Source organism: Pseudoclavibacter sp. RFBA6, assembly GCF_002931575.1.
Taxonomy (GTDB): domain Bacteria; phylum Actinomycetota; class Actinomycetes; order Actinomycetales; family Microbacteriaceae; genus Pseudoclavibacter; species Pseudoclavibacter terrae.
Genome location: NZ_PSUA01000010.1, coordinates 433172 through 458982, shown reverse-complemented (window position 1 = coordinate 458982; position 25811 = coordinate 433172). Strand labels below are relative to the sequence as shown.

Below are 25811 nucleotides of genomic sequence, written 5' to 3'. Positions count from 1 at the left end.
AGGAAGGATCGCCAACATGGCGCTTCGCACAATCGAGAGCCTTGGCTCCCTCACGGGAAAGAAGGTCATCGTCCGCTGCGACCTGAACGTGCCGCTGAAGGAGGGCGTGATCACCGACGATGGTCGGATTCGCGCCTCCCTCGGCACGCTCCGCCTCCTCCTCGACCAGGGTGCGCAGGTCATCGTGATCTCGCACCTTGGTCGGCCCAAGGGGGCACCTGAACCGCAGTACTCGCTTGCTCCGGCCGCCTCCCGGCTGGGCGAGCTCCTCGACATCGATGCCCCTCTTGCGGCTGACACGGTGGGTGAGGACGCACAGCGCCTCGTCGGCGGTCTCGAAGACGGCCAGCTGGTCGTCCTTGAGAACCTTCGCTTCAACCCGGGTGAGACGAGCAAGGACGACGCCGAGCGTCGAGCCTTCGCCGAGCAGCTCGCGAGCTTCGCGGACGCATTCGTCTCGGACGGCTTCGGAGTCGTGCACCGCAAGCAGGCCTCGGTGTACGACCTGCCCCAGCTCGTGCCGAGCGCTGCAGGACTCCTCGTGGCGAACGAGCTCGAGGTGCTCGAGCGTCTGACGTCGGCCGTCGAACGGCCGTATTCGGTGGTGCTCGGTGGTTCGAAGGTGTCCGACAAGCTCGGAGTCATCGAGCATCTCCTGCCGAGGGTCGATTCGATCCTCATCGGCGGGGGAATGCTGTTCACGTTCCTAGCGGCCCAGGGGTACAAGGTCGGCTCCTCGCTCTTGGAGTCGGACCAGCTGGACACCGTCCGCGGGTACCTGGCGGACGCAGAGCAGCGTGGAGTCTCCATCGTGCTGCCGAGCGATGTCGTCGTCGCCGCGTCGTTCTCGGCTGACGCCGAGCACGAGGTCGTTCCCGCTGACGGCATCGAGGACAGCAGGTTCGGAGCGTCCGGGATCGGACTCGACATCGGGCCCGAGACGGCCAAGGCGTTCGCCTCGGTCATCCGCGACTCGAAGACCGTTTTCTGGAACGGGCCCATGGGCGTGTTCGAGTTCGCCGCGTTCGCTGAGGGGACCCGTTCCGTCGCAGACGCGCTGACCGACGTCGACGGCCTCTCGGTTGTCGGTGGCGGCGACTCCGCAGCAGCCGTGCGCACGCTCGGCTTCGCGGATGACAGATTTGGCCACATCTCTACTGGTGGCGGTGCCAGCCTCGAGTTCCTCGAAGGCAAGCAGCTGCCCGGATTGCAGGTTCTCGGATGGTAACGACTCGCACCCCGCTCATGGCGGGCAACTGGAAGATGAACCTGGATCACCTCCAGGCCATCGCGTTCACGCAGAAGCTCGCGTGGGCACTCAAGGACGCGAAGCACGACTTCGACGACGTCGAGGTGGCGGTGTTCCCTCCCTACACCGACCTGCGGAGCGTGCAGACGCTCGTGGACGCCGACAAGCTCTCGCTGAGCTACGGCGCCCAGGACGTCTCTGCACACGACTCGGGCGCGTACACGGGTGAGATCTCGGGCGCGTTCCTGAGCGCGCTGGCCTGCACGTACGTCATCCTCGGCCACTCCGAGCGGCGCACGTTGCACGCCGAGACCGACGAGGTCGTGGGAAGCAAGGTCAAGGCCGCGCTCAAGCACGGCCTTGTGCCAGTCATCTGCGTCGGCGAGACCTCGGAAGACCTCGAGAAGTTCGGCGCAAGCGCCGTCCCCGTCGCTCAGCTGAAGGCTGCGCTCGAGGGCGTCGAAGGCACCCCGAACCTCGTTGTCGCCTACGAGCCGGTCTGGGCTATCGGCTCAGGACAGGCCGCGACCCCCGAGCAGGCGCAGACCGTCGCCAAGGCGCTCCGCGATGCACTCGAGGAGCTTCTGGGCGAATCGGTGGCCGCGGCGACGCGCATCCTCTACGGCGGTTCCGTGAAGTCGGACAACATCGCGGGCTTCATGCGCGAGCCCGATGTCGACGGTGCACTCATCGGCGGCGCGAGCCTGAAGGTCGACGAGTTCAGCGCCATCGCGCGGTTCCGTCAGCACGTCGGTTCCTAGTCGCAAACCGCAACCATCTATACTCGGACGTGGCCTGTTCACTCAGGTCACGTCCGAGTCCGTTCATCTGAGAGGGATTCCGTGGATATTCTCCTCGTCATCCTGCAGGTCGTGTTGGCCATCACCAGCGTCCTGCTGATCCTGTTCATCCTGTTGCACCGCGGACGAGGCGGCGGACTCTCCGACATGTTCGGCGGGGGCATGGGGTCGAACCTCGGCGCCTCCGGTGTCGCCGAGAAGAACCTGAACCGCATCACGGTCACCCTCGCGGTCATCTGGCTGCTCGCCATCGTCGCCATGGGGATCATCACCCGTATCCAGACGGTCGTGGTGAGCTAGGTGGCACAGGGGGGCTCAGCAATTCGAGGGTCGCGTGTTGGTGCCGGACCCATGGGGGAGATGGACCACGGAGTGCACGCTGCGCGCGTGTCCATCTCCTACTGGGATGCGCTCGGCAATGAGACCGTGAGGCACTACTCTGCGGAAATCGCAGAGGACGACATCCCCGAGCTCATCGACTGCCCGATCTCCGGCCTTCCGGCTGGCCGCGACAGGGACAACCCGCCCGCGGCGACGAAGGTCGCGCCGTACAAGACGCACCTCGCGTACGTCAAGGAACGACGGACGAACGAGGAAGCAGAACGACTCCTCGACGAGGCGCTCTCGAAGCTGCGCGAGCGTCGCGGGAAGACGACCACCAAGAGCTGACGCGCCCGCGGTCCCGAGAGGCCGGTGTGGCAAGCACGGTGAAACATGGCTCCGGCCGAGAGTGTTCCTCTCGGCCGGAGCCATCGTCGTCTCATCCGAGGTGGCGTCAGCCGAGGGCTTCTGCAGCGCCTGCATCGAGCAGCAGGAGCGTTTCGAGGCGGCCGGTCGCAGCGCCGAGGGGCGATTCCTCAGCCGTGACCCCTTCCGTGGAGGCCAATCGCACCGCCGCCGCCTTCTCGGCACCCGTGACGACCGCCCAGACGCGAGCCGCCTCACGAATGGCGGGCAGTGTGAGCGTCACCCGCTCAGGTGGGGGCTTCGGCGAGTCGCGGATGCTCTCGACGAGCGCAGCCGCGGTTTCGAGCCCGGCCGTGCCGGGGAACAGGGAGGCGGTGTGACCGTCGCCTCCCGCGCCGAGAAGCACGAGGTCCAGGGACGGGATGCCTCCTGGTACTCCATCGGCTGGAGGAACGAGCGCTCGCAGCTCAGCCTCGTATGCGACGGCAGCATCATCGAGCGTCTCACCGCTGTCGCTCGCGAGCGTCGCGTGCAGCCGTGCCTGCTCGAAGCCGGCCGCGCCTTTCAGCGCATCCGCGACGGCGACGACATTTCGGTCGTCGTGACCCGTCGGGACGAAGCGCTCATCGGCGAACCACACATGCACGCGTGTCCAGTCTAGCCCGGCGCGCGCCATCTCGACGACGAAGGCGGGGAGCACTTTCGTCGCGACGGATCCACCGCTCACCGCGACATGCAATTCTGCCGTGGTCGAGGCGACGAGCTCGACGAACCGGCGTGCAGCGTCGTCTGCAACCGCTGCGACGGACGGCTCGACGTGGCGGACCCGTGTCGCCTGCGTCATTGGCTTTCCTCGCCGGTCTCCTCAGCCACGTGAGCACGTGCTTCCGCTGCGGCGGCCGCAGCAAGCACCTCTCCGAACACCCGGTCGGGTCCAAGGGAGCGCAGCTCTTCGGCAAGCACGTCGGGGAGGTCTCGAACCGGCATCGGGATCTTCTGCTCCGGCTGGCCTGGCTGTGTCAGCACGACCGCCGAGTCGCTCACACGCTCGAACGTGACGACGCCGCTCGGACGGGTGAGCTTGATCGCGCGCAGCTGCGCGCGTCCGAGTTCCCGGTCCGTCGCCTGCGCGACGTGAACGGGAACCTGCAGTGCGAGCTGCAACCACGCAGCCATGAGGAGCGTCGAGGTCTGCGAGGGGCGGCCGATGACCTCCACCTCCTGGATGGGCTCGTACGGCGGCTGATCCAGGACGGCCGCGATCTGCGCGCGCCAGCTGGTCAGTCTCGTCCATGCGAGGTCGCTGTCTCCGTCACAGAACCCCGCCGCGAGCTTCGCCACGGTTTCCTCACCGTTCGGTGAGCTCCCCGAGTCGACGATGCGGAGCTGTGCAATGCGGCCGAGCGACGACGCGCTCGGTGCGCCGAGAGCTGAGTCGGGCCACCAGGCCACCACGGGAGCATCGGGCAGGAGGAGGGCCTGGACGAGGGTCTCAGGGTCGTCAGAGGCGGGCCCGGAGACGTGGAGGACGATGACCTCGCTCGCTCCGGCGTCACCGCCGACCCTGATCTCCGCGTCCATGTTCGAGACCTTCGCGTCACGGTCGACGACGTGGATGACGATGACGCGCATCGGGTGCTCGCCGGATGCCGAGTTCGCGGCTGCGATCGCCGCCTCGCCTCGCCGCTCACCCGTCGAGATGACGAGCGTGAGCACGCGCCCGAGCGCGACTGCTCCGCCTTCCTCTCGCATGGAGACGAGTCGCTTCGAGACGGCCGAGGTCGTCGTATTGCCGAGTTCGATGATCACGGGCGCCTCCAGGTGCGGCCATCGCGGGCGAGCAGGGCCGTGGCCGAGGCCGGGCCCCAGCTGCCGGGTTTGTAGAGTTCGGGTTGTCCCTGCGTGGCCCAGTACTCCTCGACGGGATCGAGGATCTTCCAGGAGAGCTCGACCTCCTCGTGGCGGGGGAACAGGGGAGGGTCGCCGAGCAGCACGTCGAGGATGAGGCGCTCGTAGGCCTCTGGGCTCGACTCGGTGAATGCGTGCCCGTAGCCGAAGTCCATGGTCACGTCCCGCACGTGCATGCCGGAGCCGGGGATCTTCGAGCCGAAGCGGATCGTGACGCCCTCGTCCGGTTGGACCCGGATGACCAGCGCGTTCGGACCGAGCGAGGTGCGCTGGGCTTCGTCGAAGAGGTACAGGGGGCCCTGCTTGAACGTGACGGCGATCTCGGTCACGCGACGACCGAGCCGCTTGCCTGTGCGCAGGTAGAACGGCACGCCGGCCCAGCGACGGGAGTCGAGCTCGACTCGGAGCGCCGCGTAGGTCTCGGTGGTCGACTTGGGGTTCATGCCGTCCTCTTCGAGGAAGCCACGCACGAACTCGCCGCCCTGCCAGCCGGAGCCGTACTGGCCGCGAGCCGACGCGAGCGACAGGTCGTGGGGGAGGCGAACGGCCGCGAGGGCCTTCTCCTTCTCCTGGCGGAGGTCCTTCGCGTTGAACGAGAGGGGTTCCTCCATGGCGGTGAGGGCGAGCAGCTGCAGGAGGTGGTTCTGGATGACGTCGCGTGCGGCGCCGACGCCGTCGTAGTAGCCGGCGCGGCCGGATACGCCGATGTCCTCGGCCATCGTGATCTGGACGTGGTCGACCGTGTTGGCGTTCCACAGCGGCTCGAACATGGAGTTCGCGAAGCGCAGCGCGAGGATGTTCTGCACCGTCTCCTTGCCGAGGTAGTGGTCGATGCGGAAGATCGCGTCGCTCGCGAAGACGGACTCGACGATGCTGTTCAGCTCTCGCGCCGAGGCCAGGTCATGGCCGAACGGCTTCTCGATGATGACGCGCCGCCACGAATCCTGACGTTCCTCGGCGAGCCCGGATCGGCGCAGCTGTGTTGTCACCTCGGGGAAGGAACGCGGCGGGATCGAGAGGTAGAAGGCGTGATTGCCCCGCGTGCCCTGTTCGTTGTCGAGCTCGTCGAGGACGACCTTGAGGGAGTCGAACGAGGCGTCGTTGTCGAACTCGCCGGAGACGAAGCGGATGCCCTTGGCGAGCTGCGTCCAGACGTCCTCGTTGAAGGGCGTCCTCGCGTGCTGTTCGACGTTCTCCTTCACGAACGCCCGGAACTCGTCGTCGGACCACGGACGTCGAGCGAACCCGACGAGACCGAACGACGGGGAGAGCAGACCGCGGTTGGCGAGGTCGTAGACCGCGGGGAGCAGCTTCTTCCTGGAGAGGTCTCCCGTGACTCCGAAGATGACGAGGCTTGACGGTCCCGCGATGCGGCGCAGGCGCCCATCGTCGATGGACCTGAGGGGGTTGTTGTCCGCGCTGATGTCGACTGGCGTCACAGCGTCGCCTCCTTGTTTTCTAGGCACGGGGTTGCGTGCTCCCGTGTGTGTCCTGCAGACACGAGCGCGGGGATGCGATGGTGCTCGCATCCCCGCCTCGCTGATCGGTCAGCGCGAGATGGCGCCGAGGAGTGCGTCGAGTCCGCTGCCGGATTCGCCGAGGTCGATGCGCAGCACTGGCTGCCCGTGCGACTCGAGCACGGAGGCATCACCGGCAGCCTGCGCCGAGATGAGCGTGCCGAAGGTGAAGGGACGCTCGGGGATCTCGAGGTCGTTCTTCTCAGCGGATGTGATCTGCAGGAACGCGCCGACCTTCGGTCCGCCCTTGTGGAACTGCCCGGTGGAGTGCAGGAAGCGAGGCCCCCACCCGAAGGTGACGGGTCGTCCTGACCGCTTCGCGAGCTCGTCACGAAGAGCTTCGAGGGCACTGAAGCGGTTCCGGTCGACGTATGCCTGCACCGAGAGGTAGCCGTCCGCTGGGATGAGCGCCACGAGGGCGTCGATGGCGCCTGCGAGCGTGCTCTGGCCGGCGACGACGGTCTCGCTGCCGCGCACCTCGACGCCCTCCGAGACGAAGGCGGCCGGCGTTGGCTCCGGCGTCGCCTCCAGGAGTCCGCGTGCGGCGACCTTTGCCGACTCGACGTCGGGCTGGTCGTATGGGTTGATGCCGATGACGGCTCCCGCGACAGCGACGGCGGTCTCCCAGAGCACGAACTGGCCCCCGAGCGAACCGGAGACGGTGATGTCGTCGCCCCCTGCCGGGGTCGCCTCGGCGTCGGCTGCCACGCGAACGAGCTGCAGGTCAGCCGGGCGCGCGTCGATCTCCGGAGCACCAGGGGTGAGGACGACGGGCAGGATCCCGAGGTCGTCTTTTCCGGTCGACTCGGCGATGAGCTGCTCGACCCAGTCGCCGAAGCCGACGATGGATGTGCCGTCGTCGACGATGCCGAGGAATCGCTTCGCGGCGATCGCGGCGCCGAGGACGAGGGCAGGGTTGCTCTCGTCGTCGATGGCCACGGCCGTCGCGGCTACGCCGGCGTCATCGAGGAGGTCGGCGATGTCGACGCCGGCCAGTCCGGATGGCACGAGCCCGAACGCGGTCAGCGCAGAGAAGCGCCCTCCGACGTGCGGGTCGGCCAGGAACACGCGGTAGCCGGCCGCCCGCGAGGCTTCCTCCATGGGGGAGCCGGGATCGGTGACGATGACGACTCGACTGGCCGGGTCGATGCCGGCCGCTTCGAACGCGCTCACGAATGCTCGGCGCTGCGAGTCGGTCTCGACCGTGGAACCGGACTTGGACGACACGACGATCGCCGTGTGCTCGAGGTCCTCTTCGACTGCCGCGCGAACCTGTGCGGGGTCGGTGGAGTCGAGCACGACGAGCTCGACGCCCGCGGTGCGCGTGATGACCTCGGGGGCCAGGGATGATCCGCCCATCCCGCAGAGCACGAATCGAGTGATGCCGGCCGATGCGAACTCGTCCCGGAGCGCGACGATGCCGTCGACGAGTTCACGTGAGATCTCGTGCGCGCGCGTCCAGCCGAGTCGGATTGCCGACTCGGCTTCGGCCTCCGGACCCCAGAGCGTGGCGTCCTGCGCGAAGAGGCGCGAGGCGAATCGCTCGGCGACGAGCTCGCCGACCTTCGCGGCTGCCGCCGCGTTCGCGGCACCTGCGGCGCTGACCTTGATGCTCATGGCGATTCCCCTAGGCCTTCGCCGCGGCAGCCTTGAGCTGCGAGTCGACGGTTTCCTTGAGCTCCTGCCAGGACACGATGAACTTGTCGACGCCTTCGGTCTCGAGCTGCTCTGTGACCTCGACGTAGCTCACGCCGAGCGCCTCGAGTTCGTCCAGCGTCGTGTTGGCGGCGTGGGCGGTTCCCGCGATGGTGTTGCCGGTGATGACCCCGTGGTCGGCGACGGCTTCGAGCGTCTTCTCCGGCATCGTGTTGACCGTGTTGGGCGCGACGAGCTCGGTCACGTAGAGCGTGTCGGGCAGTGCTGGGTCCTTGACGCCTGTCGAGGCCCAGAGCGGGCGCTGCACGTGCGCGCCCTCGGCGAGCAGCAGCTTCGCGCGCTCGCTCGAGAACTCCTCTTCGAAGGCTGCGTAGGCGAGGCGGGCGTTCGCGAGAGCTGCACGGCTCTTGAGCGCGGTCGCCTCGTCGCTGCCCGCGGCCACGAGTCGCTTGTCGATCTCGGCGTCGACGCGCGAGACGAAGAAGGAAGCGACGGAACGGATCGTCGACAGGTCGTGCCCACGTTCCCTGGCCTGCTCGAGGCCGGACAGGTACGCGTTCACGACCTCGCGGTAGCGGCTGAGGCTGAAGATCAGCGTGACGTTGACGCTGATGCCGGAAGCGATGGCCTCCGTGATGGCGGGTAGGCCTTCGACGGTCGCCGGGATCTTGATCATGGCGTTCTTGCGGTCGACGGTGGCCCAGAGGCGCTTGGCCTCCTCGATCGTCGCTGCGGTGTCGCGGGCGAGCTCGGGGGAGACCTCGATCGAGACGCGCCCGTCGAGTCCGTCGGTGGCCTCGTAGATCGGCAGGAAGAGGTCGCACGCGGAGCGGACGTCGTCGGTGGTGATCTCGAAGATCGCCTCGTCGATGCTCGCGCCGCTGGCCTGCAGCGCGGCGACCTGCGCGTCGTACGCATTGCCCTTGCTGAGGGCCCCGGCGAAGATCGTCGGGTTCGTCGTGACGCCGACGATGCCGCGCTCGGCGATGAGGCGCTCGAGCGCGCCCGACTCGAGGCTTGAGCGCGAGAGGTCGTCGAGCCAGATGCTGACGCCGGCCTCGGCGAGTGCTGCTGTGGGTGTTGAGGTCATTGGTGGTGTTCCTTCGCGTAGCTGGTGAGGAAGAGCTGGGGCACGCCCGGGAGCGCTACTGGGCGAGCGACTCGAGCGCCGCGTCGACGACGGCCTCTGCCGTGATGCCGTACGCCTTGTAGAGCTCTGGCTGGTCTGCGGATGCGCCGAACGTCTCGATCGAGATGCTGCGGCCCTTCGGTCCCACGAACTGGAGCCATGGCAGTGCGAGCCCTGCTTCGATGCTCACGCGAGCTTCGACGGCAGCCGGGAGGACGTGCTCCCGGTAGGCGGCGTCCTGCTCGGCGAACCACTCGAAGCTCGGGACGGACACGACGCGCGTGGGGTGTCCCTGCTCCTGGAGCGTCTCACGTGCCTCGAGGGCGTACTGGACCTCGGACCCGGTGGCGAGCACGATGACCTCGGGCGTGCCGCCGGAGGCTTCTGCGAGGACGTAGGCGCCCCGCTTCGTTCCGGCGGCGGAGCCGAATTCCTGCTCGTTGGCGTCTCCGGATCCGCGTGCGATGACGGGGAGATCCTGCCGCGAGAGGATGAGGCCGGTCGGACCGCCTCGGCGGCTCACGACCTCGAGCCAGGCCGCCGCGGTCTCCGGTCCGTCTGCCGGGCGGACGACTGCGAGGTTCGGGATCGCGCGGAGCGCCGTGAGGGACTCAACCGGCTGGTGCGTCGGGCCGTCGCCGCCGAGGGCGATGGAGTCATGCGTCCAGACGAAGATCGACGGGATGTTCATGAGCGCGGCGAGGCGAACCGAGGGACGCATGTAGTCGCTGAACATGAGGAACGTGCCGCCGAACGCGCGAGTCTTGCCGTGCAGCGTGATGCCGTTGAGGATCGCGCCCATGGCGTGCTCGCGGATGCCGAAGTGCAGCACCCGCCCGTAGGGGTTGCCGGTCCAGCTCGACGTCGAGAACTGCGAGGGGATGAAGGACGCAGCGCCGTTGATGGTCGTGTTGTTGGAGCCGGCGAGGTCGGCGGATCCGCCCCAGAGCTCGGGGAGCTGGGCGGCGAGCGCGTTGATGGCCTCACCCGACGCCTTGCGGGTGGAGACCTTGGCCACGCCCGCGAAGTCCGGCAGTGCGTCGGCGATGCCCTCGGGCAGCTCGTCTGCCTCGAGTCGTTCGAGCAGCTCGGCACGCTCGGGGTTCGCGCTCTTCCAGGCGTCGAAGCTCTGCTGCCACTCGGCGCGCACGGGAGCGACCCGGTCGGCGAGTCCTCGCGTGTAGGCGAGCACGTCGTCGGCGACCTCGAAGCTCTGCTTCGGGTCGAATCCGACGAGGCTCTTGACCGCCTCGAGCTCGGTCTCGCCGAGTGCCGAGCCATGGATGCCGCCCGTGTTCTGCTTGGTCGGGCTCGGCCAGCCGATGATGGTCTTGAGGACGATGATCGACGGGCGTCCGGTCTCGGCCTGGGCCTGGAGTGTTGCGTCGTGCAGTGCGGAGAGGTCTTCGTGGTACTGCTCGCCAGCCGTCCAGTCGACCGTCTGGACATGCCAGCCGTAGGCCTCGTAGCGCTTGGCGACGTCTTCCGTGAAGGCGATGTCGGTGTCGTCCTCGATGGAGATCTGGTTGGCGTCGTAGAAGACGATGAGGTTGCCGAGCTCCTGGTGGCCCGCGAGCGAGGAGGCCTCGCTCGTCACGCCCTCCTGCAGGTCGCCGTCGCTGGCGATGACGTAGACCCGGTGGTCGAACGGGCTCTCCCCGGGGGCGGCCTCAGGGTCGAAGAGTCCGCGTTCGAAGCGCTGCGCGTAGGCGAAGCCCACTGCGGAGGCGAGCCCCTGGCCGAGTGGACCCGTCGTCATCTCGACGTGATCGGTGTGTCCGAACTCAGGGTGTCCCGGCGTCTTCGAGCCGAGCTGGCGGAGCTGCTTGAGGTCGTTGAGCTCGAGACCGAAGCCGCCCAGGTAAAGCTGGCAGTACTGGGTCAGCGAGGAGTGTCCCGCCGAGAGGATGAAGCGGTCGCGACCGATCCAGTGCGGGTCCTTCGGGTCGACCCGCATCACGTGCTGGTAGAGCAGCGTCGCGAGGGGGGCGAGGCTCATCGCCGTGCCAGGGTGCCCACCCTTCGCCTTCTCAACTGCATCCGCCGCCAAGATCCTTGCTGTGTCGACTGCACGTCGATCGAGCTCAGACCACTCAAAATTCGTCACACTGCGTCCCGTCGTCGTTGGGAAAGGGCCGCCTCACAGCCTATCGCGACGTCGGGTCCGCGCGGGGGGAACGCCGTCCAGTTCTCGATCATGTTTCTCCGTGCGACGGCGTCACGGTCGGCGGTGGCGGCTGTGACGTGCTGGCGCGCCCGGAGATTGGGAGCTGTTCTCGGCGAGACCGGATAGAATTGCCAGGAGATTTCGAGCGAAGAGGACTTGGTGGCTTTGTCTGTCGATGAACTAGTGGCTGTCGCACCCCCGCAGCGAGCGTCTTTGGGGCGGAAGGCGAAGGCCTACGTGGCGCTGACGAAGCCCCGCATCATCGAGCTCCTCCTCATCACGACGGTGCCGACGATGTTCCTCGCGGAGGGCGGCGTGCCGAATCTGTGGCTCGTCCTCGGCGTCGTGCTCGGCGGAGCGATGTCAGCAGGCAGCGCGAACGCATTCAACTGCTACATCGACCGCGACATCGACCGCCTGATGAAGCGCACGGCGAAGCGCCCGCTGGTGACGGGGGAGCTGACGGATCGCGAGGCGCTCGTCTTCGCGTTCGCCCTCGGCATCCTGTCGACGGTGGTGCTGTGGCTCGTCGCCAACCCGCTGACCGCGGCGCTCTCCGTCGGCGCCATCCTGCTGTACGTTGTCTTCTACACGATCGTGCTCAAGCGCCGCACCGAGCAGAACATCATCTGGGGCGGCGTCGCGGGCTGCATGCCCGTCCTCATCGGCTGGGCAGGCGTCACGAACTCGCTCGACTGGGCGCCGTTCGTGCTGTTCGCCATCATCTTCCTCTGGACCCCCGCCCACTACTGGCCGCTCTCGGTCAAGTACCGCGACGACTACGCGAAGGCGAGCGTCCCGATGCTGTCGGTCACCGAGGGGGAGCTGTCGGTCTCGCTGCAGACCGTGCTCTACGCCTGGGCCACCGTCATCTGCTCGCTCCTGCTCGTCCCGGTCGCGGGCATGGGCTGGCTGTACACGTCGGTCGCGGCGCTCTCGGGCGCATGGTTCCTCTACGAGGCGCACGTGCTGTACTACCGCACCATCACGGGCAAGGGCGGAAAGCCGATGAAGGTCTTCCACCTCTCCATCACCTATCTCACGCTGGTCTTCGTGGCCGTCGGCATCGACCCGCTGATCTCCTAGCGCGGCGGGTAGCAGCCCCTGTGATCGGCCCGGCGGAGCAAGCCTCCCGCCCGGGCCGATTCCTCTGTTCCCGGTTCTCGTCGAGCTGGACGCACGCGGCGTACGCGCGAACGAATGAGCAAGCCCCGGCGAGACACGGTCTCGCCGGGGCTTCTGCGGTCGCCTCGGAGCCGGCGCGAGGTCAGGCGCGTTGCGGGCGTCCCTCGCGGCGGATGGTCGCCACCGCGGTCGTCGCGACGGCGATGGTCGTGACCGCGAGCACCATGTGCACGATCACGAGAGTGATCGGGAGGCCTGTGCGTGCCTGCCAGATGCCGACCGCCGCCTGGGCGACGATGAGGGCGAGCAGGCCGAGCGAGACCCTGCGCGTCGCCGGGAACCTCCGTACCGCGGCCAGAGCGGCGAACGCGAGAGAGCACGCCAGCAGGATGTACGCGGGCCAGGAGTGGACGTGCTGCATGACGACTGGGTCGAGCCCGTTCCTCGAAGCCGCCGAGTCTCCCGCGTGCGGGCCGGACCCTGTGGTGAGTGCGCCGACGAACACCGTCACCCACACCCACACGTTGACGACGACGGCGAGCGTCAGCACGAGACCCGCCCGGCTGACGTCGAGTCGCGTTCCGGACTCTGGCACCGGCTCACCGCGTCGAACACGGAAGAGCAGGACGGCGGCGATCGCGACGATGAGGCCGGAGATGAGGAAGTGGAGTCCGACGATGTCCGGGTTGAGGCCGGTGAGCACGGTGATGCCGCCGACGATCGCCTGGACGATGATCAGCACGCCGATCGAGAAGGCTGGAACGGCGAGACGCATCCCGCGCGGGCGCACCCTGAGAACCGCCAGGAACAGCAGCAGGGCGATGACGCACAGGATGAACGTCAGCAGACGGTTCCCGAACTCGATGACACCGTGGATGCCCATCTCCGGCGTGTTGATGAGCGATTCGTCCGTGCAGTACGGCCAGGTGGGGCAGCCGAGACCGGAACCTGTGAGTCGGACGAGCCCACCCGTGCCGACGATGGCGATGTTCGCGATCAGGCTCGCCCACGCCAGGAACCGCGTGTAGCGCGTGATGCCGGTTGGCATCACTCGCGCACGGAGGGCGTCCGCTCGTGGGGGACGGACGGGAGCGACTTGCGCGGTCACGAGTTCCTTTCAGACGCCTGGCTTGTCTGGCGTAGGATAGAAGGTGTTGTCTTCGCTCGGGACGTGTGCCCGAATCGCGGCGCAGGGAACAATGGAGGCCCTTCGCGGGTTCCATTCTACGAGAGGTAGACGCACGCCGTCTCCCGAGCGACCGCGGGCCCACCGGCCGGAGACCCACGTGCGAGACGAACGCCGGCGAGAAGCCGGACACGCGGCAGCACGTGCACAACGACTTCAGAGATGAGAGAGACGAGGCAGACATGTCAGATGTCCTGATCGATCGCCCAGAACTCGAGGGCCTCGGCCGCTACGAGTTCGGCTGGGCAGACTCCGACGTTGCGGGATCGTCCGCGAAGCGAGGCATCAGCGATGCCGTCGTCGCCGACATCTCGCGCCTGAAAGACGAGCCGGAGTGGATGCTCAAGACGCGTCTCAAGGGCTACAAGATGTTCGAGCGCAAGCCGATGCCGAACTGGGGTGCAGACCTCTCCGGTATCGACTTCGACAACATCAAGTACTTCGTCCGGTCGACGGAGAAGCAGGCCCAGACGTGGGAAGACCTGCCCGACGACATCAAGAGCACGTACGAGAAGCTCGGCATCCCCGATGCAGAGCGCCAGCGCTTGGTCGCCGGCGTTGCGGCCCAGTACGAGTCCGAGGTCGTCTACCACCAGATCAACGAGGAGCTCGAGAAGCAGGGTGTCATCTTCATGGACACCGACACGGCTCTCCGTGAGCACCCCGAGTTCTTCGAGGAGTACTTCGGCACCGTCATCCCCTCGGGCGACAACAAGTTCGCCGCTCTGAACACGGCCGTCTGGTCGGGCGGCTCGTTTGTCTACGTGCCGAAGGGCGTGCACGTCGAGATCCCGCTGCAGGCCTACTTCCGCATCAACACGGAGAACATGGGTCAGTTCGAGCGAACGCTGATCATCGCGGACGAGGGCAGCTACGTCCACTACATCGAGGGCTGCACGGCTCCCATCTACAAGTCCGACTCCCTGCACTCAGCGGTTGTCGAGATCATCGTGAAGAAGAACGCACGCGTGCGCTACACGACGATCCAGAACTGGTCGAACAACGTCTACAACCTCGTCACGAAGCGCGCGATCGCCGAAGAGGGCGCGACGATGGAGTGGGTCGACGGCAACATCGGCTCGAAGGTCACCATGAAGTACCCGTCGATCTACCTGGTCGGCGAGCACGCCAAGGGCGAGACCATGTCGGTCGCCTTCGCGGGTCCCGGCCAGCACCAGGACGCCGGCGCCAAGATGATCCACATGGCTCCGTACACGCAGTCGTCGATCACGTCGAAGTCCATAGCGAGAGGTGGGGGACGAGCCGGCTACCGAGGCGAGGTCCGCATCGATGCCAAGGCTCACCACTCCTCGAACAGCGTCGTCTGCGACGCGCTGCTCGTCGATACGCAGTCCCGCTCTGACACGTACCCCGCGATCGACATCCGGGTCGACGATGTGCAGCTCGGCCACGAGGCGACCGTCACGAAGGTGTCCGAAGAGCAGCTCTTCTACCTCATGAGCCGCGGACTCCCCGAGACCGAGGCCATGGCCATGATCGTCCGCGGCTTCATCGAGCCCATCGCTCGCGAGCTGCCGATGGAGTACGCGCTGGAACTCAACAAGCTCATCGAGATGAGCATGGAAGGATCGGTCGGCTAGATGACGACGCAGGTGACGAGCGAGCAGATCAACCCGCTCGGTCTCAACAAGCACAGCCACGGGCCCGGCTCCGAGGTACCGGTGCAGACGAGGTCGGAGCGCTTCACCTCCTTCGACTTCGCCGACTTCGCGCCGCTCAGCGGCCGCGAGGTCGAGTGGAAGTACACCCCCGTCGCGAAGCTCGACGCGCTCATCAACGGCACGCTCACCGGAACCCGCTCCGAACTCGAGTTCTCGGAGACCGAGGGCGTCTCGGTGAGCTGGATCCCGCGCTCGGACGCGCGCATCGGTTCCGCAGGGAAGCCGGAGGACCGCGCATCCGCCAACGCCTGGACGAACTTCGGCGAGGCGCTCCTCGTCGAGGTCTCGGGCGAAGACGACAAGCAGTTCGTCCTCGACCGCAAGGGCTTCGGGGACGCCGCACTCGCCGCCCATGTCGTGATCGACATCAAGCCGCACGCCAGTGGTCTCATCATCCTCCGCCACACGGGCGAGGCGACGGTCGCCGAGAACGTCGAGATCCTCGTGGGCGACGGCGCGAACGTCACGGTCGTCTCCATGCAGGAATGGGAGGACTCCGCGCAGCACCTCTCGACGCACTTCCTGTCCGTTGGGCGTGACGCGTTCATCAAGCACATCGTGGTCTCCCTCGGCGGTGGCATCGTGCGGCTCAACCCGGCGCTCCAGCTCAACGCGCAGGGCGCGGATGGCGAGCTCTACGGGCTCTACTACTCCGACGCCGGCCAGCACCTCGAGCACCAGGTCTTCGTCGACCACAATGCGCCGCACACGCGCAGTCGCGTCAACTACAAGGGGGCGCTGCAGGGTGAGGGCGCGCGTGCCGTCTGGATCGGTGACGTGCTCATCCGCCGCAACGCACCAGGCACCGACTCCTACGAGCAGAACCGCAACCTCGTCCTCTCGGAGGGGACGCGCGCTGACTCGGTCCCGAACCTCGAGATCGAGACCGGCGACATCGAGGGCGCGGGGCACGCATCTGCGACCGGTCGCTTCGATGACGAGCAGCTCTTCTACCTGATGAGCCGTGGCATCTCCGAGGCCATGAGCCGTCGCCTCGTGGTGCACGGCTTCCTCAACGAGATCGTCCAGCAGATCGGCAACGAGGAGATCGCAACCCACCTCCGGGACGCGCTCGAACGCGAGCTCAACGAGGGCGCAAGTCCTCTGCTCGTCGCTGAGCGATGACCTCGGTGCGTCTCTGCGCGGCAGACGACGTGAAGGTCGAGGCGCCGCAGCGCTTCGAGATTGAGGGGCAGGCCATCTGCGTCGTCCGGGACTCGGCCGGTGAGCTCTTCGCTCTCGGGGACCGATGTTCGCACGGAGACATCTCGCTCGCCGAGGGCTTCGTGGAGGACGACTCGATCGAATGCTGGGCGCATGGCTCCCAGTTCTCGCTCAGAACCGGGTGGCCACGCACCCTCCCCGCCTACGAACCAGTGCCCGTGTACCGCCTCCAGGTGCAAGCGGGCGACATCTACATCGACCCCACTCCAATCTTCGAGGAGAAGAGCTAGCACATGTCCACGCTGCAGATATCCGACCTCCACGTCACGGTCGAGACCGACCAGGGCACCAAGGAAATCCTCCGCGGTGTCGACCTGACGATCAACCAGGGCGAGATCCACGCCATCATGGGCCCGAACGGCTCAGGCAAGTCGACGCTCGCGTACACGATCGCGGGCCACCCCAAGTACGAGGTGACGAGCGGCTCGATCACGCTCGACGGCGAGGACGTCCTCGAGATGTCCGTCGACGAGCGGGCGAAGGCCGGCCTCTTCCTCGCTATGCAGTACCCCGTCGAGATCCCCGGTGTGACGGTGGCGAACTTCCTGCGCACCGCGAAGACCGCCGTCTCCGGCGAGGCACCGCCCCTGCGCCCGTGGCTCAAGGAGGTCAAGTCCTCCATGTCCGCACTGCGCATGGACCCGGTCTTCTCCGAGCGCAACGTCAACGAGGGCTTCTCCGGTGGCGAGAAGAAGCGCAACGAGATACTCCAGCTCGAGCTCCTCAAGCCGAAGTTCGCCGTCCTCGACGAGACCGACTCAGGCCTCGACGTGGATGCGCTCCGCATCGTGTCCGAGGGCGTCAACCGCGTCAAGGAGAACACCGGCCTCGGTGTCCTGCTCATCACGCACTACACGCGCATCCTGCGGTACATCAAGCCCGACTTCGTCCACGTCTTCGTCGCCGGCAAGGTCGCCGACCAGGGCGGTCCCGAGCTCGCCGACCGCCTCGAGAACGAGGGGTACGACCGCTACCTCGCTCAGCAGGTCGAGGCGTAGGATCTCGCCATGGCACTGACGACACTCGAAGCGACACGCTACGACGAGATCGAAGAGGCGCTCAAAGAGGTCGTGGACCCTGAGCTCGGCGTCAACATCGTCGACCTCGGTCTCATCTACGATCTGAACTGGGACGACGACTCCGACGCGCTTGTCATCTCCATGACGCTCACCTCCGCGGGCTGCCCGCTGACCGACGTCATCGAGGCCGACACGGCCCAGGCGCTTGACGGCGCCGTCGAGCGCTTCGTCATCAACTGGGTCTGGATGCCGCCGTGGGGTCCCGAGAAGATCACCGACGACGGGCGCGACATGATGCGCGCCCTCGGGTTCAACATCTGACCCGCGTCCGACCGTGATGAGCCCCGCCTCGGCGGGGCTCATTCGCGTCTCGTCTAGACTGGGCAGGTTGTCGGCTACGGGGCCAGCCCGGTCGACTCCGGCGTGGACCTGACACCCGCCTCTCAGCACTGCACTGCTCGCCCCGCTCACCACCGAATGGATGCACTTCTTGCTCGCCGTACACGACCTCGAAATCACCATGGGTGCCCGCACCCTCATGTCGGGAGTCAACTTTCGTGTTGCCGCTGGCGACAAGATCGGCCTCGTCGGCCGCAACGGCGCCGGCAAGACGACGCTGACGAAGATCCTGGCGGGAGACACCCTGCCGACGGCGGGGAAGATCGAACGCCGAGGTGAGATCGGCTACCTCCCGCAGGACCCGCGAAGCGGCGACCCCACGCAGACAGCCCGCACGCGCATCCTGGACGCCAGAGGACTCGGCGAACTGCGTCTCGGCATCGACGAGGCGACCCTCGCGATGGCGGACGGGACCCCCGCCGAGCAGGAAGCCGCGATGAAGAAGTACTCGCGCCTCGACGACAGGTTCCTCGCGCTCGGAGGCTACGCGGCCGAGGCTGAGGCTGCAGCAATCGCCAGCAACCTCAAGCTGCCGGACCGCATCCTCGACCAGGAGCTGCAGACGCTCTCGGGTGGACAGCGTCGGCGCATCGAGCTCGCCCGGATCCTGTTCTCCGGCGCGGAGACGATGCTGCTCGACGAGCCCACGAACCACCTCGACATCGACTCGGTCATCTGGCTGCGGGAATTCCTCAAGGGATATGCCGGCGGGCTCATCGTGATCTCGCACGACGTCGAACTGGTCGGCGACACGGTCAACCGCGTGTTCTACCTCGACGCGAACCGCCAGGTGATCGACGTCTACAACATGGGCTGGAAGCACTACCTGCGCCAGCGCGAGGCCGACCAGGAGCGCCGCAAGAAGGAGCGCGCCAACATCGAGAAGAAGGCGACCGTGCTGCAGCAGCAGGCCGCCAAGTTCGGCGCCAAGGCGACGAAGGCCACCGCAGCCCACCAGATGGCGCGTCGTGCGGAGAAGATGCTCTCGGGCCTCGAGGAGGTCCGCGTCGCGGACCGCGTGGCGAAGCTGCGCTTCCCGACGCCCGCGGCCTGCGGCAAGACCCCGCTTCGGGCATCGAACCTCTCGAAGTCCTACGGATCACTCGAGATCTTCACCGCGGTCGACCTTGCCATCGACCGAGGTTCACGCGTCGTGATCCTCGGGCTCAACGGTGCGGGCAAGACGACGCTTCTGCGCATGCTCGCCGGCGTGGACGAGCCGGACACGGGCGCGCTCGAGCCAGGCCACGGCCTCAAGATCGGCTACTACGCCCAGGAGCACGAGACGCTGGATGTCGCCCGCAGCGTCCTCCAGAACATGGTGAGCGTCTCGAGCCACCTCACGGAGACCGAGGCGCGCAAGGTGCTCGGCTCATTCCTGTTCTCCGGAGATGACGTGCACAAGCCGGCGGGGGTCCTCTCCGGCGGCGAGAAGACGCGACTCGCACTGGCGATGCTCGTCGTGTCCAGCGCCAACGTCCTGCTCCTCGACGAGCCGACGAACAACCTCGACCCGATGAGCCGTGAGCAGATCCTCGATGCGCTTGCGCATTACGAGGGCTCGGTCGTGCTGGTCAGTCACGACGAGGGCGCTGTCGAGGCCCTCAACCCCGAGCGGGTGCTCATCATGCCGGACGGAGTTGAGGATCACTGGACGCCCGACTACTTCGACCTCATCACGATGAACTAGTCACGCACGCCCGGGGGAGCTCCTGCCACGCCACGAAGCGCATGCCCGACGGGCATGCGCTTCGCTCGTGACAGGGAACTGGCGCGGTCAGGCGCGGTCAGGCACCGGCGCGATCGAGGAGCTCGTCCTCGATCTCCGCGTCCGTCCTGCGTCGGCGGCCAGCTCGTTCGCGTTCGCGGGCGAGGGCCTCCTTGACCTTCGGGTCATCCGGGTTGCGGTCGCGGTATTCGGCGCGGAGTCCGAAGATGAGGCCGAGGAGCGCGATGATCGCGAAGATGATCCACTGGAACGCGTAGGACAGGTGATTTCCCTCATCCAGCGCGGGTTTCGTCGTCAGCGCGCCGGTCTCCGCTGACGGCCGTTCGGCGGACAGCAGGCCGTATGCACCCGTGTACACGCGGTCGGCGCCGAGCTCTTCGGCGAACTGCGGCAGGTGGATGGTCGCGATCTGCCCGGCAGGAGCGCTGCGTCCCGGAATCTCGGGTTCGCCCGGTTTGAGGCGTGCCACCACCGTCGCATCGCCCTCGGGAGGTGCCGGCACGTGGTCGGGGGAGTCCTGCGCGTCGCCGGTCGGGATCCAACCGCGGTTCACGATGAACACCCGTCCGTCCTCGGTCTCGAAGGGCGTCAGGATCTCGAAGCCGGGGAGGCCGTTGTGGGGCCGAGACCGGGCCAGGAGCTGCTCGTCGGTCAGGTATCTGCCCTGCAGGAGCACCGGCGTCCACTCCTGGTTGATCGAGAACGCGTCGAGCGACGCGAGCTCCGAGCCGATCGGAACCGGTTCCCGGTCGAAGTTGCCGGTGATGCGGGCATTCTCGGAGACCCGCTCGTCCCGGCGTTCGAACTGCCAGTGGCTCAGGAAGCCGCACGCGATGGCGAACACGACGAGCAGGCCCAGGTAGCCGAGCCAGCGCTTTGACAGCGCGAAACGCCAACGACGCTCGCCGCTCACGCGCGCCCATCCTCGTGGTCGGTCGCCTCGGTAGCGATCGCGGAGGCACTCACGGGGAAGTCTCGCTGGCGGAGGAAGTCCTCGAGGTAGCCGGCGTGCTCGCCACAGGCGAGCCACACCTTGCGGCGTGTCTCGTCGTGAATGCGGGGGTTGCGCCACTCGAGGCGCGTCGTCGCATCAGCGCTGCAGGCCGCGCGCGAGCACCGAGGCTCCGCCTCGGCCGCGTTCAGACCGCCGCTCTGCAGGGCCCCGAGCAGGTCGAAGCCGTCACGCATCCGGCTTGCCTCGCCGCTGGAGGAAGCTCGGCCGCTCCACCCTGCGTGTTCTGCGCTGCGTCGCGGCGTTGGCGATGACGACGGCGAAGTAGGGGAGGAAGATGGCTCCGGCCGCGAACACGAACATCCAGGGGCCGCGTACCCAGATGAGCGCGACGAAGCACGCCACCCTGATCAGCATCATGATGGTGTACTTCTTCATGCGGGCGGCGCGCTCGTCGTACTCGCTGTCCGCCATGGAGGTGACGTTCGTTGTATGTGATCGCACGGTGGCAGGTGCTCCTCTCGGCGATCTGCTCAGCTTACTCCTCGCCCCTAGACTGGAGCTCACCGTCTCAAGGGAGCAGCATGACCCAAAGAACCGTCCTCGTCACGGGAGGAAACCGTGGCATCGGCTTCGCCATCGCCGCACACTTCGTCAGCCTGGGGCACCGCGTCGCGGTGACCTCGCGCTCGGGGGAGGGCGGGCCGGAAGGCGCGCTCACCGTGCAGGCCGACGTCACCGACTCGGCAAGCGTCGATGCAGCGTTCAAAGCCATCGAGCAGGAGCTCGGGGCCGTCGAGGTGCTCATCGCCAACGCGGGCATCACGAAGGACAACCTCCTCCTGCGCATGTCGGAGGACGACTTCCAGCAGGTCATCGACACGAACCTGACGGGTGTCTTCCGCGTCCTCAAGCGCTCTTCGAAAGGCATGCTCAAGGCCCGATTCGGGCGGGTCGTGTTCATCTCGAGCGTGGTCGGGCTCTTCGGCTCGCCCGGTCAGATCAACTACTCATCGGCGAAGGCCGGCCTTGTCGGCATGGCGCGCTCGCTCACGCGCGAGCTCGGCTCACGCGGCATCACGGCCAACGTCATCGCGCCGGGGTTCATCGAGACGGAGATGACGGCCGTGCTGCCGGAGGACACGAAGAAGGAGTACCTCTCGCAGATCCCCGCGGCGCGCTACGGCAGCGTTGACGAGATCGCGAAGACCGCGGCGTGGCTCGCAAGCGATGATGCCGGATACATCTCCGGTGCCGTCATCCCCGTCGACGGCGGACTCGGCATGGGGCACTAGCGGCGGGCCCCCGGAGAACTGACGAAGGGCCGACCGGATGCGTGCATCCGGTCGGCCCTTCGTCTGTGCCGTGGCGGTCAGCCCGCGAGGCCGAGCACGTGCAGCACCTGACGCATGTCGCGATCCGGGAGGCTCACGTGAGCCTGCTCGCGCACGACCGGCTTCGCATCGAACGCGATCGAGAGTCCTGCCGCCGACATCATGCCGAGGTCATTCGCGCCGTCGCCGATCGCGATCGTGCGTGACGGGTCGACGCCGAGTTCGTCTGCCCACTCGAGCAGCGTGTCGCGCTTGGCCTCGCGACCGATGATGGGGCCCGAGACTCGGCCGGTGAGCCTGCCTTCGATGATCTCGAATCGGTTGGCTCGCCACCGGTCGAGGTCCAGCCTGGCAGCGAGGTCGTCGAGGATCTCGTGGAACCCGCCGGAGACGGCGGCGATGTACCCTCCTGCGGCGTGCACACCCGAGACGAGCTCTGGGACGCCGTCGGTGACGACGACCCGGTCGACGACCGAGGCGACGTCAGCCGCGGACACGCCTTCGAGCAGCGCGACTCGATGCCGCAGGCTCTCTTCGAAGTCGAGCTCGCCTGCCATGGCCCGTTCCGTCACCTCGGTGACCTGGGCGGTCACACCCGCGTAGTCGGCGATGAGCTCGATGACCTCATCCTCGATGAGGGTCGAGTCGACGTCGAGGAGGACCAGGAACGGGGCGCGGGTCAGCGTGCCCGACGTCACGGCTCGACGATCCCGAACTTCTCCACGACGGTGAGGCCCGAGTCGGTGACCGTGAATCCGCGACGGAGGTCGTGCTCGCGGTCGACGCCGACGGAGGCACCCTCCTTGACGATGACGTTCTTGTCGAGGATCGCTCGCCGCACGACGGCACCGGCCTGCACGTTGACGCGATCGAACAGGATCGAGTCGACAACCGCGGCCCCTGACTCGACGTTGTCCCACGGGCCCAGCACGCTGCGCTCGATGTGGGCGCCCGAGATGACGGAGCCGAGGGAGATGATCGAGTCGATCATGGTGCCCGTCGACCCGCGGCTGTCGCGGACGAACTTCGCGGGCGGCGAGTTCAGCTGCTGCGCGAAGATCGGCCACTTCTCGTTGTAGAGGTTGAAGATCGGCAGCGTGGAGATGAGGTCCATGTGCGCGTCGTAGAAGGAGTCGATCGTGCCGACGTCGCGCCAGTAGTCGCGGTCGCGGTCCGTGGAGCCGGGAACCACGTTGTCCTTGAGGTCGTACACGCCGCAGTCACCCTGCGCGACGAAGCTCGGGATGATGTCCCCACCCATGTCGTGCTTCGAGTCTTCCAGCGTGGAGTCGCGGATGACCGCTTCCACGAGCTTGTCTGCCGTGAAGACGTAGTTGCCCATCGACGCCAGGATCTCGCCGGGACTGTCCGGCAGGCCCTGCGCGTCGTCCGGCTTCTCGAGGAACTCACGGATGAGCGTGCGGTCGTCCGGATCGACGTCGATGACCCCGAACTGGTCGGAAAGGGAGATCGGCTGGCGGATGGCGGCGACCGTCGCGCTCCGACCGGAGGCGATGTGCGCCTCGATCATCTGCGAGAAGTCCATGCGGTAGACGTGGTCTGCGCCGACCACGACGACGATGTCCGGCGACTCGTCGTTGATGAGGTTCAGGCTCTGCCTGATCGCGTCGGCCGAGCCCGAGAACCAGCGCTTGCCGAGGCGCTGCTGCGCAGGCACCGAAGCGACGTAGGAGTTGAGCATGGCCGGGAGACGCCACGTGTGCGAGACGTGCCTGTCCAGCGAGTGGGACTTGTACTGCGTCAGGACGACGATCTTGTGAAGCCCGGAATTCACCAGGTTCGAGAGTGCGAAGTCAATGAGTCGATACTGGCCTGCGAAGGGCACAGCGGGCTTTGCCCGGTCTGCAGTGAGCGGCATGAGCCGCTTCCCCTCACCGCCAGCGAGAACGATGCCGAACACCTTTGCCTGTGACATGACTCGAGCTTAGGGGTTCCCAGCCCCGCTGTACTACCGTGTAGCCCGTGAGAGTAGATCTGGTAACACGCGAGTATCCACCGGCCGTCTACGGCGGGGCTGGAGTCCACGTCACCGAGCTCGTCAAGGCGATGAGGCGCGACATCGACGTCAACGTCCGCTGCTTCGGCGACGCGCGCGATGAGCAGCAGACGTACGCCTACACGACGCCGCCAGCGCTGCGTTCGGCGAACCCGGCGCTCGGCTTCCTCGGCACCGACCTCGAGATCGCGAACGACATCCAGGGTGCCGACCTCGTGCACTCGCATACCTGGTACGCCAACGCCGCAGGCCACGTCGCGAAGCTGCTGCACGGCATCCCTCACGTCATCACGGCGCACAGCCTCGAGCCGCTGCGTCCGTGGAAAGCGGAGCAGCTGGGTGGCGGCTACCGCCTCTCCAGCTGGATCGAGCAGGTCTCCTACGAGCACGCCGACCGCATCATCGCGGTGAGCCACGGCATGCGAGCCGACATCCTGCGCGCCTACCCGAACCTGGACCCCGACAAGGTGGAGGTCGTCTACAACGGCATCGACCTCGATGCATGGCAGCGGGTCGAGGACCCGGAGGCGGCGCGCGAGCTCGGCATCGACCCCGACCGACCGGCAGTGGTCTTCGTGGGACGCATCACGCGGCAGAAGGGCCTTCCCTACTTTCTCCGCGCGGTCCGCGAGCTCCCCCCGGAGGTCCAGGTCATCCTGTGTGCCGGAGCACCGGACACCCCCGAGATCGAAGCCGAGGTCGCCGCCCTCGTCGCGCAGCTGCAGACCGAGCGCGACGGAGTCGTCTGGCTCGCGAGGCATCTCAGCAAGCGCGAGATCATGACGGCGCTCTCCGCGTCGACGGTCTTCGCGTGCCCGTCGATCTACGAGCCGCTCGGCATCGTGAACCTCGAAGCCATGGCCTGCGGCACGGCAGTCGTCGGAACCGCGACCGGCGGCATCCCCGAGGTCGTCGATGATGGCGTCACGGGTCGCCTGGTGCCGATCGAGCAGGCGACTGACGGAACCGGAACGCCGCTCGACCCTGACAAGTTCGTCGCCGACCTGGCTCGAGTCCTCACCGAGGTCGTCAGCGACCCGGAGACGGCCGCTCGCTACGGGAAGGCCGGGCGAGAACGCGCCGAGCGAGAGTTCACCTGGCGTCGCATCAGCGACGAGACCATCGCCATCTACGAGCAGCTCGTTGGCTGACGCGGTGCGCCGCCGAAGCCTCGGCGCGAGCCGCGTTTAGGCTGGGGCATATGGCAACGGTTCTCGAATTCAACGACGCTACGGTCGTTCGCAACGGTCGTCCGATCCTCGACCATGTCACCTGGAGTGTCGACGAGACGGAGCGATGGGCGGTGCTCGGCCCCAACGGAGCCGGCAAGTCCACGCTGCTCTCGCTCGCATCCGCGACGCAGCACCCGACGACAGGCGAGGTCGACGTGCTCGGCGAGCGCCTCGGGCGGACCAACGTGTTCGAGCTGCGCCCGCGCATCGGCGTCGCCTCGAGCGCGATGGCCCGCCGGATCCCGGGAGACGAGAGCGTCATCAACGTGGCGCTCACGGCCTCCTACGCTGTGACGGGCCGTTGGAACGAGGCCTACGAGGAGATCGACGAACGTCGCGCGCAGCGAGTGCTCGAAGAGTGGAGTCTCGGCGACTTCGCCGAGCGCGACTTCGGCACGCTGAGCGACGGCGAGCAGAAGCGAACCCTCATCGCCCGGGCCATCATGACCGACCCCGAGCTGCTCCTGCTCGACGAGCCGAGCGCATCGCTCGACCTCGGGGCCCGCGAGAACCTCCTCGCCGCTCTCTCGAGCTTCGCGCAGAGCCCCTTCGCCCCCGCCATCGTCATGGTCACGCACCACGTGGAAGAGATTCCCGTCGGCATCACTCACGTGCTCCTGCTGCGCGAGGGCAAGGCCGTCGCCGCAGGCCCAATCGCCGAGGTGCTGACAAGCGCGAACCTCGAGAACACGTTCGGTCTTCCCCTCCACGTCACGAACACTGCTGGCCGCTACACGGCCCGCGCGTCGCACTGACACCCACGGGCCCCGATCTGCTAAGGTTGATCCTTGGCTCAGGA

The 25811-nt window shown here is 67.1% G+C and carries 26 protein-coding genes; 14 read left to right on the top strand and 12 right to left on the bottom strand.

Translation table 11 applies throughout. The features are described 5' to 3' along the window. The first annotated feature begins 16 nt into the window (after window positions 1–16). The 4 genes from C5C17_RS08435 to C5C17_RS08420 all read left to right on the top strand — a co-directional run bounded on the left by C5C17_RS08435 (window position 17) and on the right by C5C17_RS08420 (window position 2718). Complete coding sequence (locus C5C17_RS08435) at window positions 17–1228, top strand: phosphoglycerate kinase (RefSeq protein ID WP_104252910.1); 1212 nt, start codon at window positions 17–19, stop codon at window positions 1226–1228. After that, a complete protein-coding gene (gene tpiA, locus C5C17_RS08430) occupies window positions 1222–2010 on the top strand; it encodes a triose-phosphate isomerase (protein WP_104252909.1) in 789 nt (262 codons plus the stop codon). The genes C5C17_RS08435 and tpiA overlap by 7 nt, the downstream gene beginning before the upstream one ends. An 81-nt stretch (window positions 2011–2091) precedes the next feature. Continuing rightward, window positions 2092–2349, top strand: coding sequence for a preprotein translocase subunit SecG (gene secG / locus C5C17_RS08425; protein ID WP_104241218.1), 258 nt, complete (start codon window positions 2092–2094; stop codon window positions 2347–2349). Further along, window positions 2350–2718 carry an RNA polymerase-binding protein RbpA gene (locus C5C17_RS08420; RefSeq protein ID WP_104252908.1) on the top strand — a complete coding sequence of 123 codons (369 nt, stop codon included), beginning with the start codon at window positions 2350–2352 and terminating at the stop codon, window positions 2716–2718. It begins immediately after the preceding gene. Window positions 2719–2824: 106 nt separating this feature from the next. Here C5C17_RS08420 and pgl read toward each other — a convergent pair whose 3' ends face one another. From pgl to tkt, 6 genes are all read right to left on the bottom strand, one after another. Beyond that, window positions 2825–3580, bottom strand: coding sequence for a 6-phosphogluconolactonase (gene pgl / locus C5C17_RS08415; protein ID WP_104252907.1), 756 nt, complete (start codon window positions 3578–3580; stop codon window positions 2825–2827). Next, window positions 3577–4545, bottom strand: coding sequence for a glucose-6-phosphate dehydrogenase assembly protein OpcA (locus tag C5C17_RS08410; RefSeq protein WP_104252906.1), 969 nt, complete (start codon window positions 4543–4545; stop codon window positions 3577–3579). Before C5C17_RS08410 ends, pgl begins: the two co-directional genes overlap by 4 nt. Then, complete coding sequence (zwf, locus tag C5C17_RS08405; protein ID WP_104311910.1) at window positions 4542–6083, bottom strand: glucose-6-phosphate dehydrogenase; 1542 nt, start codon at window positions 6081–6083, stop codon at window positions 4542–4544. Before zwf ends, C5C17_RS08410 begins: the two co-directional genes overlap by 4 nt. A 108-nt stretch (window positions 6084–6191) precedes the next feature. Beyond that, window positions 6192–7778 carry a glucose-6-phosphate isomerase gene (locus C5C17_RS08400; protein ID WP_104252904.1) on the bottom strand — a complete coding sequence of 529 codons (1587 nt, stop codon included), beginning with the start codon at window positions 7776–7778 and terminating at the stop codon, window positions 6192–6194. Between the two features lie 10 nt (window positions 7779–7788). Next, window positions 7789–8907, bottom strand: a complete 1119-nt coding sequence (tal, locus tag C5C17_RS08395; RefSeq protein ID WP_104252903.1) for a transaldolase — start codon at window positions 8905–8907, stop codon at window positions 7789–7791. Between the two features lie 55 nt (window positions 8908–8962). After that, the gene (gene tkt / locus C5C17_RS08390) at window positions 8963–11053 is read right to left on the bottom strand and encodes a transketolase (protein ID WP_104252902.1); all 2091 of its coding nucleotides are present in this window, start codon (window positions 11051–11053) and stop codon (window positions 8963–8965) included. Between the two features lie 243 nt (window positions 11054–11296). Between tkt and C5C17_RS08385 the strand changes: the two genes are divergently transcribed. Then, entirely contained in the window at window positions 11297–12199 is a 903-nt protein-coding gene (locus C5C17_RS08385) for a heme o synthase (RefSeq protein WP_244296082.1), read from the top strand. A 181-nt stretch (window positions 12200–12380) separates the two neighbouring features. Here the strand turns inward: C5C17_RS08385 and C5C17_RS08380 are convergent, their stop codons facing one another. Further along, entirely contained in the window at window positions 12381–13346 is a 966-nt protein-coding gene (locus tag C5C17_RS08380; protein ID WP_258066077.1) for a heme A synthase, read from the bottom strand. 260 nt (window positions 13347–13606) lie between these two features. On the opposite strand from C5C17_RS08380, the gene sufB reads away from it, so the two are divergent. From sufB to C5C17_RS08350, 6 genes are all read left to right on the top strand, one after another. Continuing rightward, window positions 13607–15025 (top strand): Fe-S cluster assembly protein SufB, encoded by a 1419-nt coding sequence (sufB, locus tag C5C17_RS08375; RefSeq protein ID WP_104252980.1) that lies wholly within the window; start codon window positions 13607–13609, stop codon window positions 15023–15025. Next, window positions 15026–16231, top strand: a complete 1206-nt coding sequence (sufD, locus tag C5C17_RS08370) for a Fe-S cluster assembly protein SufD (protein WP_104252899.1) — start codon at window positions 15026–15028, stop codon at window positions 16229–16231. Then, window positions 16228–16560 carry a non-heme iron oxygenase ferredoxin subunit gene (locus tag C5C17_RS08365; RefSeq protein ID WP_104252898.1) on the top strand — a complete coding sequence of 111 codons (333 nt, stop codon included), beginning with the start codon at window positions 16228–16230 and terminating at the stop codon, window positions 16558–16560. The genes sufD and C5C17_RS08365 overlap by 4 nt, the downstream gene beginning before the upstream one ends. A gap of 3 nt (window positions 16561–16563) precedes the next feature. After that, window positions 16564–17328: a Fe-S cluster assembly ATPase SufC gene (gene sufC, locus C5C17_RS08360; protein ID WP_104252897.1), complete on the top strand. Its 765-nt coding sequence runs from the start codon at window positions 16564–16566 to the stop codon at window positions 17326–17328. A gap of 9 nt (window positions 17329–17337) precedes the next feature. Next, on the top strand, window positions 17338–17670 hold the full coding sequence (locus C5C17_RS08355) for a metal-sulfur cluster assembly factor (protein ID WP_104252896.1): 333 nt from the start codon (window positions 17338–17340) through the stop codon (window positions 17668–17670). 169 nt (window positions 17671–17839) lie between these two features. Then, the gene (locus C5C17_RS08350) at window positions 17840–19438 is read left to right on the top strand and encodes an ABC-F family ATP-binding cassette domain-containing protein (RefSeq protein WP_104252979.1); all 1599 of its coding nucleotides are present in this window, start codon (window positions 17840–17842) and stop codon (window positions 19436–19438) included. A gap of 97 nt (window positions 19439–19535) precedes the next feature. Here the strand turns inward: C5C17_RS08350 and C5C17_RS08345 are convergent, their stop codons facing one another. From C5C17_RS08345 to C5C17_RS08335, 3 genes are read right to left on the bottom strand one after another with little or no spacing between them, the layout of a single operon-like run. Continuing rightward, window positions 19536–20390, bottom strand: a complete 855-nt coding sequence (locus tag C5C17_RS08345; protein WP_104252895.1) for an SURF1 family protein — start codon at window positions 20388–20390, stop codon at window positions 19536–19538. Then, window positions 20387–20665, bottom strand: a complete 279-nt coding sequence (locus C5C17_RS08340; protein ID WP_308471308.1) for an acetone carboxylase — start codon at window positions 20663–20665, stop codon at window positions 20387–20389. Before C5C17_RS08340 ends, C5C17_RS08345 begins: the two co-directional genes overlap by 4 nt. Then, window positions 20658–20933 carry a DUF3099 domain-containing protein gene (locus C5C17_RS08335; RefSeq protein WP_146079113.1) on the bottom strand — a complete coding sequence of 92 codons (276 nt, stop codon included), beginning with the start codon at window positions 20931–20933 and terminating at the stop codon, window positions 20658–20660. Before C5C17_RS08335 ends, C5C17_RS08340 begins: the two co-directional genes overlap by 8 nt. Before the next feature lie 80 nt (window positions 20934–21013). Here C5C17_RS08335 and C5C17_RS08330 point away from each other — a divergent pair, with 80 nt between their 5' ends. Further along, window positions 21014–21724, top strand: coding sequence for a beta-ketoacyl-ACP reductase (locus tag C5C17_RS08330; protein ID WP_104252893.1), 711 nt, complete (start codon window positions 21014–21016; stop codon window positions 21722–21724). Between the two features lie 77 nt (window positions 21725–21801). Here C5C17_RS08330 and serB read toward each other — a convergent pair whose 3' ends face one another. Together serB and C5C17_RS08320 are read right to left on the bottom strand one after the other, a co-directional pair. After that, the gene (serB, locus tag C5C17_RS08325) at window positions 21802–22461 is read right to left on the bottom strand and encodes a phosphoserine phosphatase SerB (protein ID WP_258066075.1); all 660 of its coding nucleotides are present in this window, start codon (window positions 22459–22461) and stop codon (window positions 21802–21804) included. Next, entirely contained in the window at window positions 22458–23699 is a 1242-nt protein-coding gene (locus C5C17_RS08320; RefSeq protein WP_104252892.1) for a glucose-1-phosphate adenylyltransferase, read from the bottom strand. Before C5C17_RS08320 ends, serB begins: the two co-directional genes overlap by 4 nt. Window positions 23700–23746: 47 nt before the next feature. Here C5C17_RS08320 and glgA point away from each other — a divergent pair, with 47 nt between their 5' ends. Both glgA and C5C17_RS08310 read left to right on the top strand, forming a co-directional pair. Then, entirely contained in the window at window positions 23747–24931 is a 1185-nt protein-coding gene (gene glgA / locus C5C17_RS08315; RefSeq protein ID WP_104252891.1) for a glycogen synthase, read from the top strand. 50 nt (window positions 24932–24981) lie between these two features. Beyond that, window positions 24982–25767, top strand: a complete 786-nt coding sequence (locus C5C17_RS08310) for an ABC transporter ATP-binding protein (RefSeq protein WP_104252890.1) — start codon at window positions 24982–24984, stop codon at window positions 25765–25767. Window positions 25768–25811: the final 44 nt, after the last annotated feature.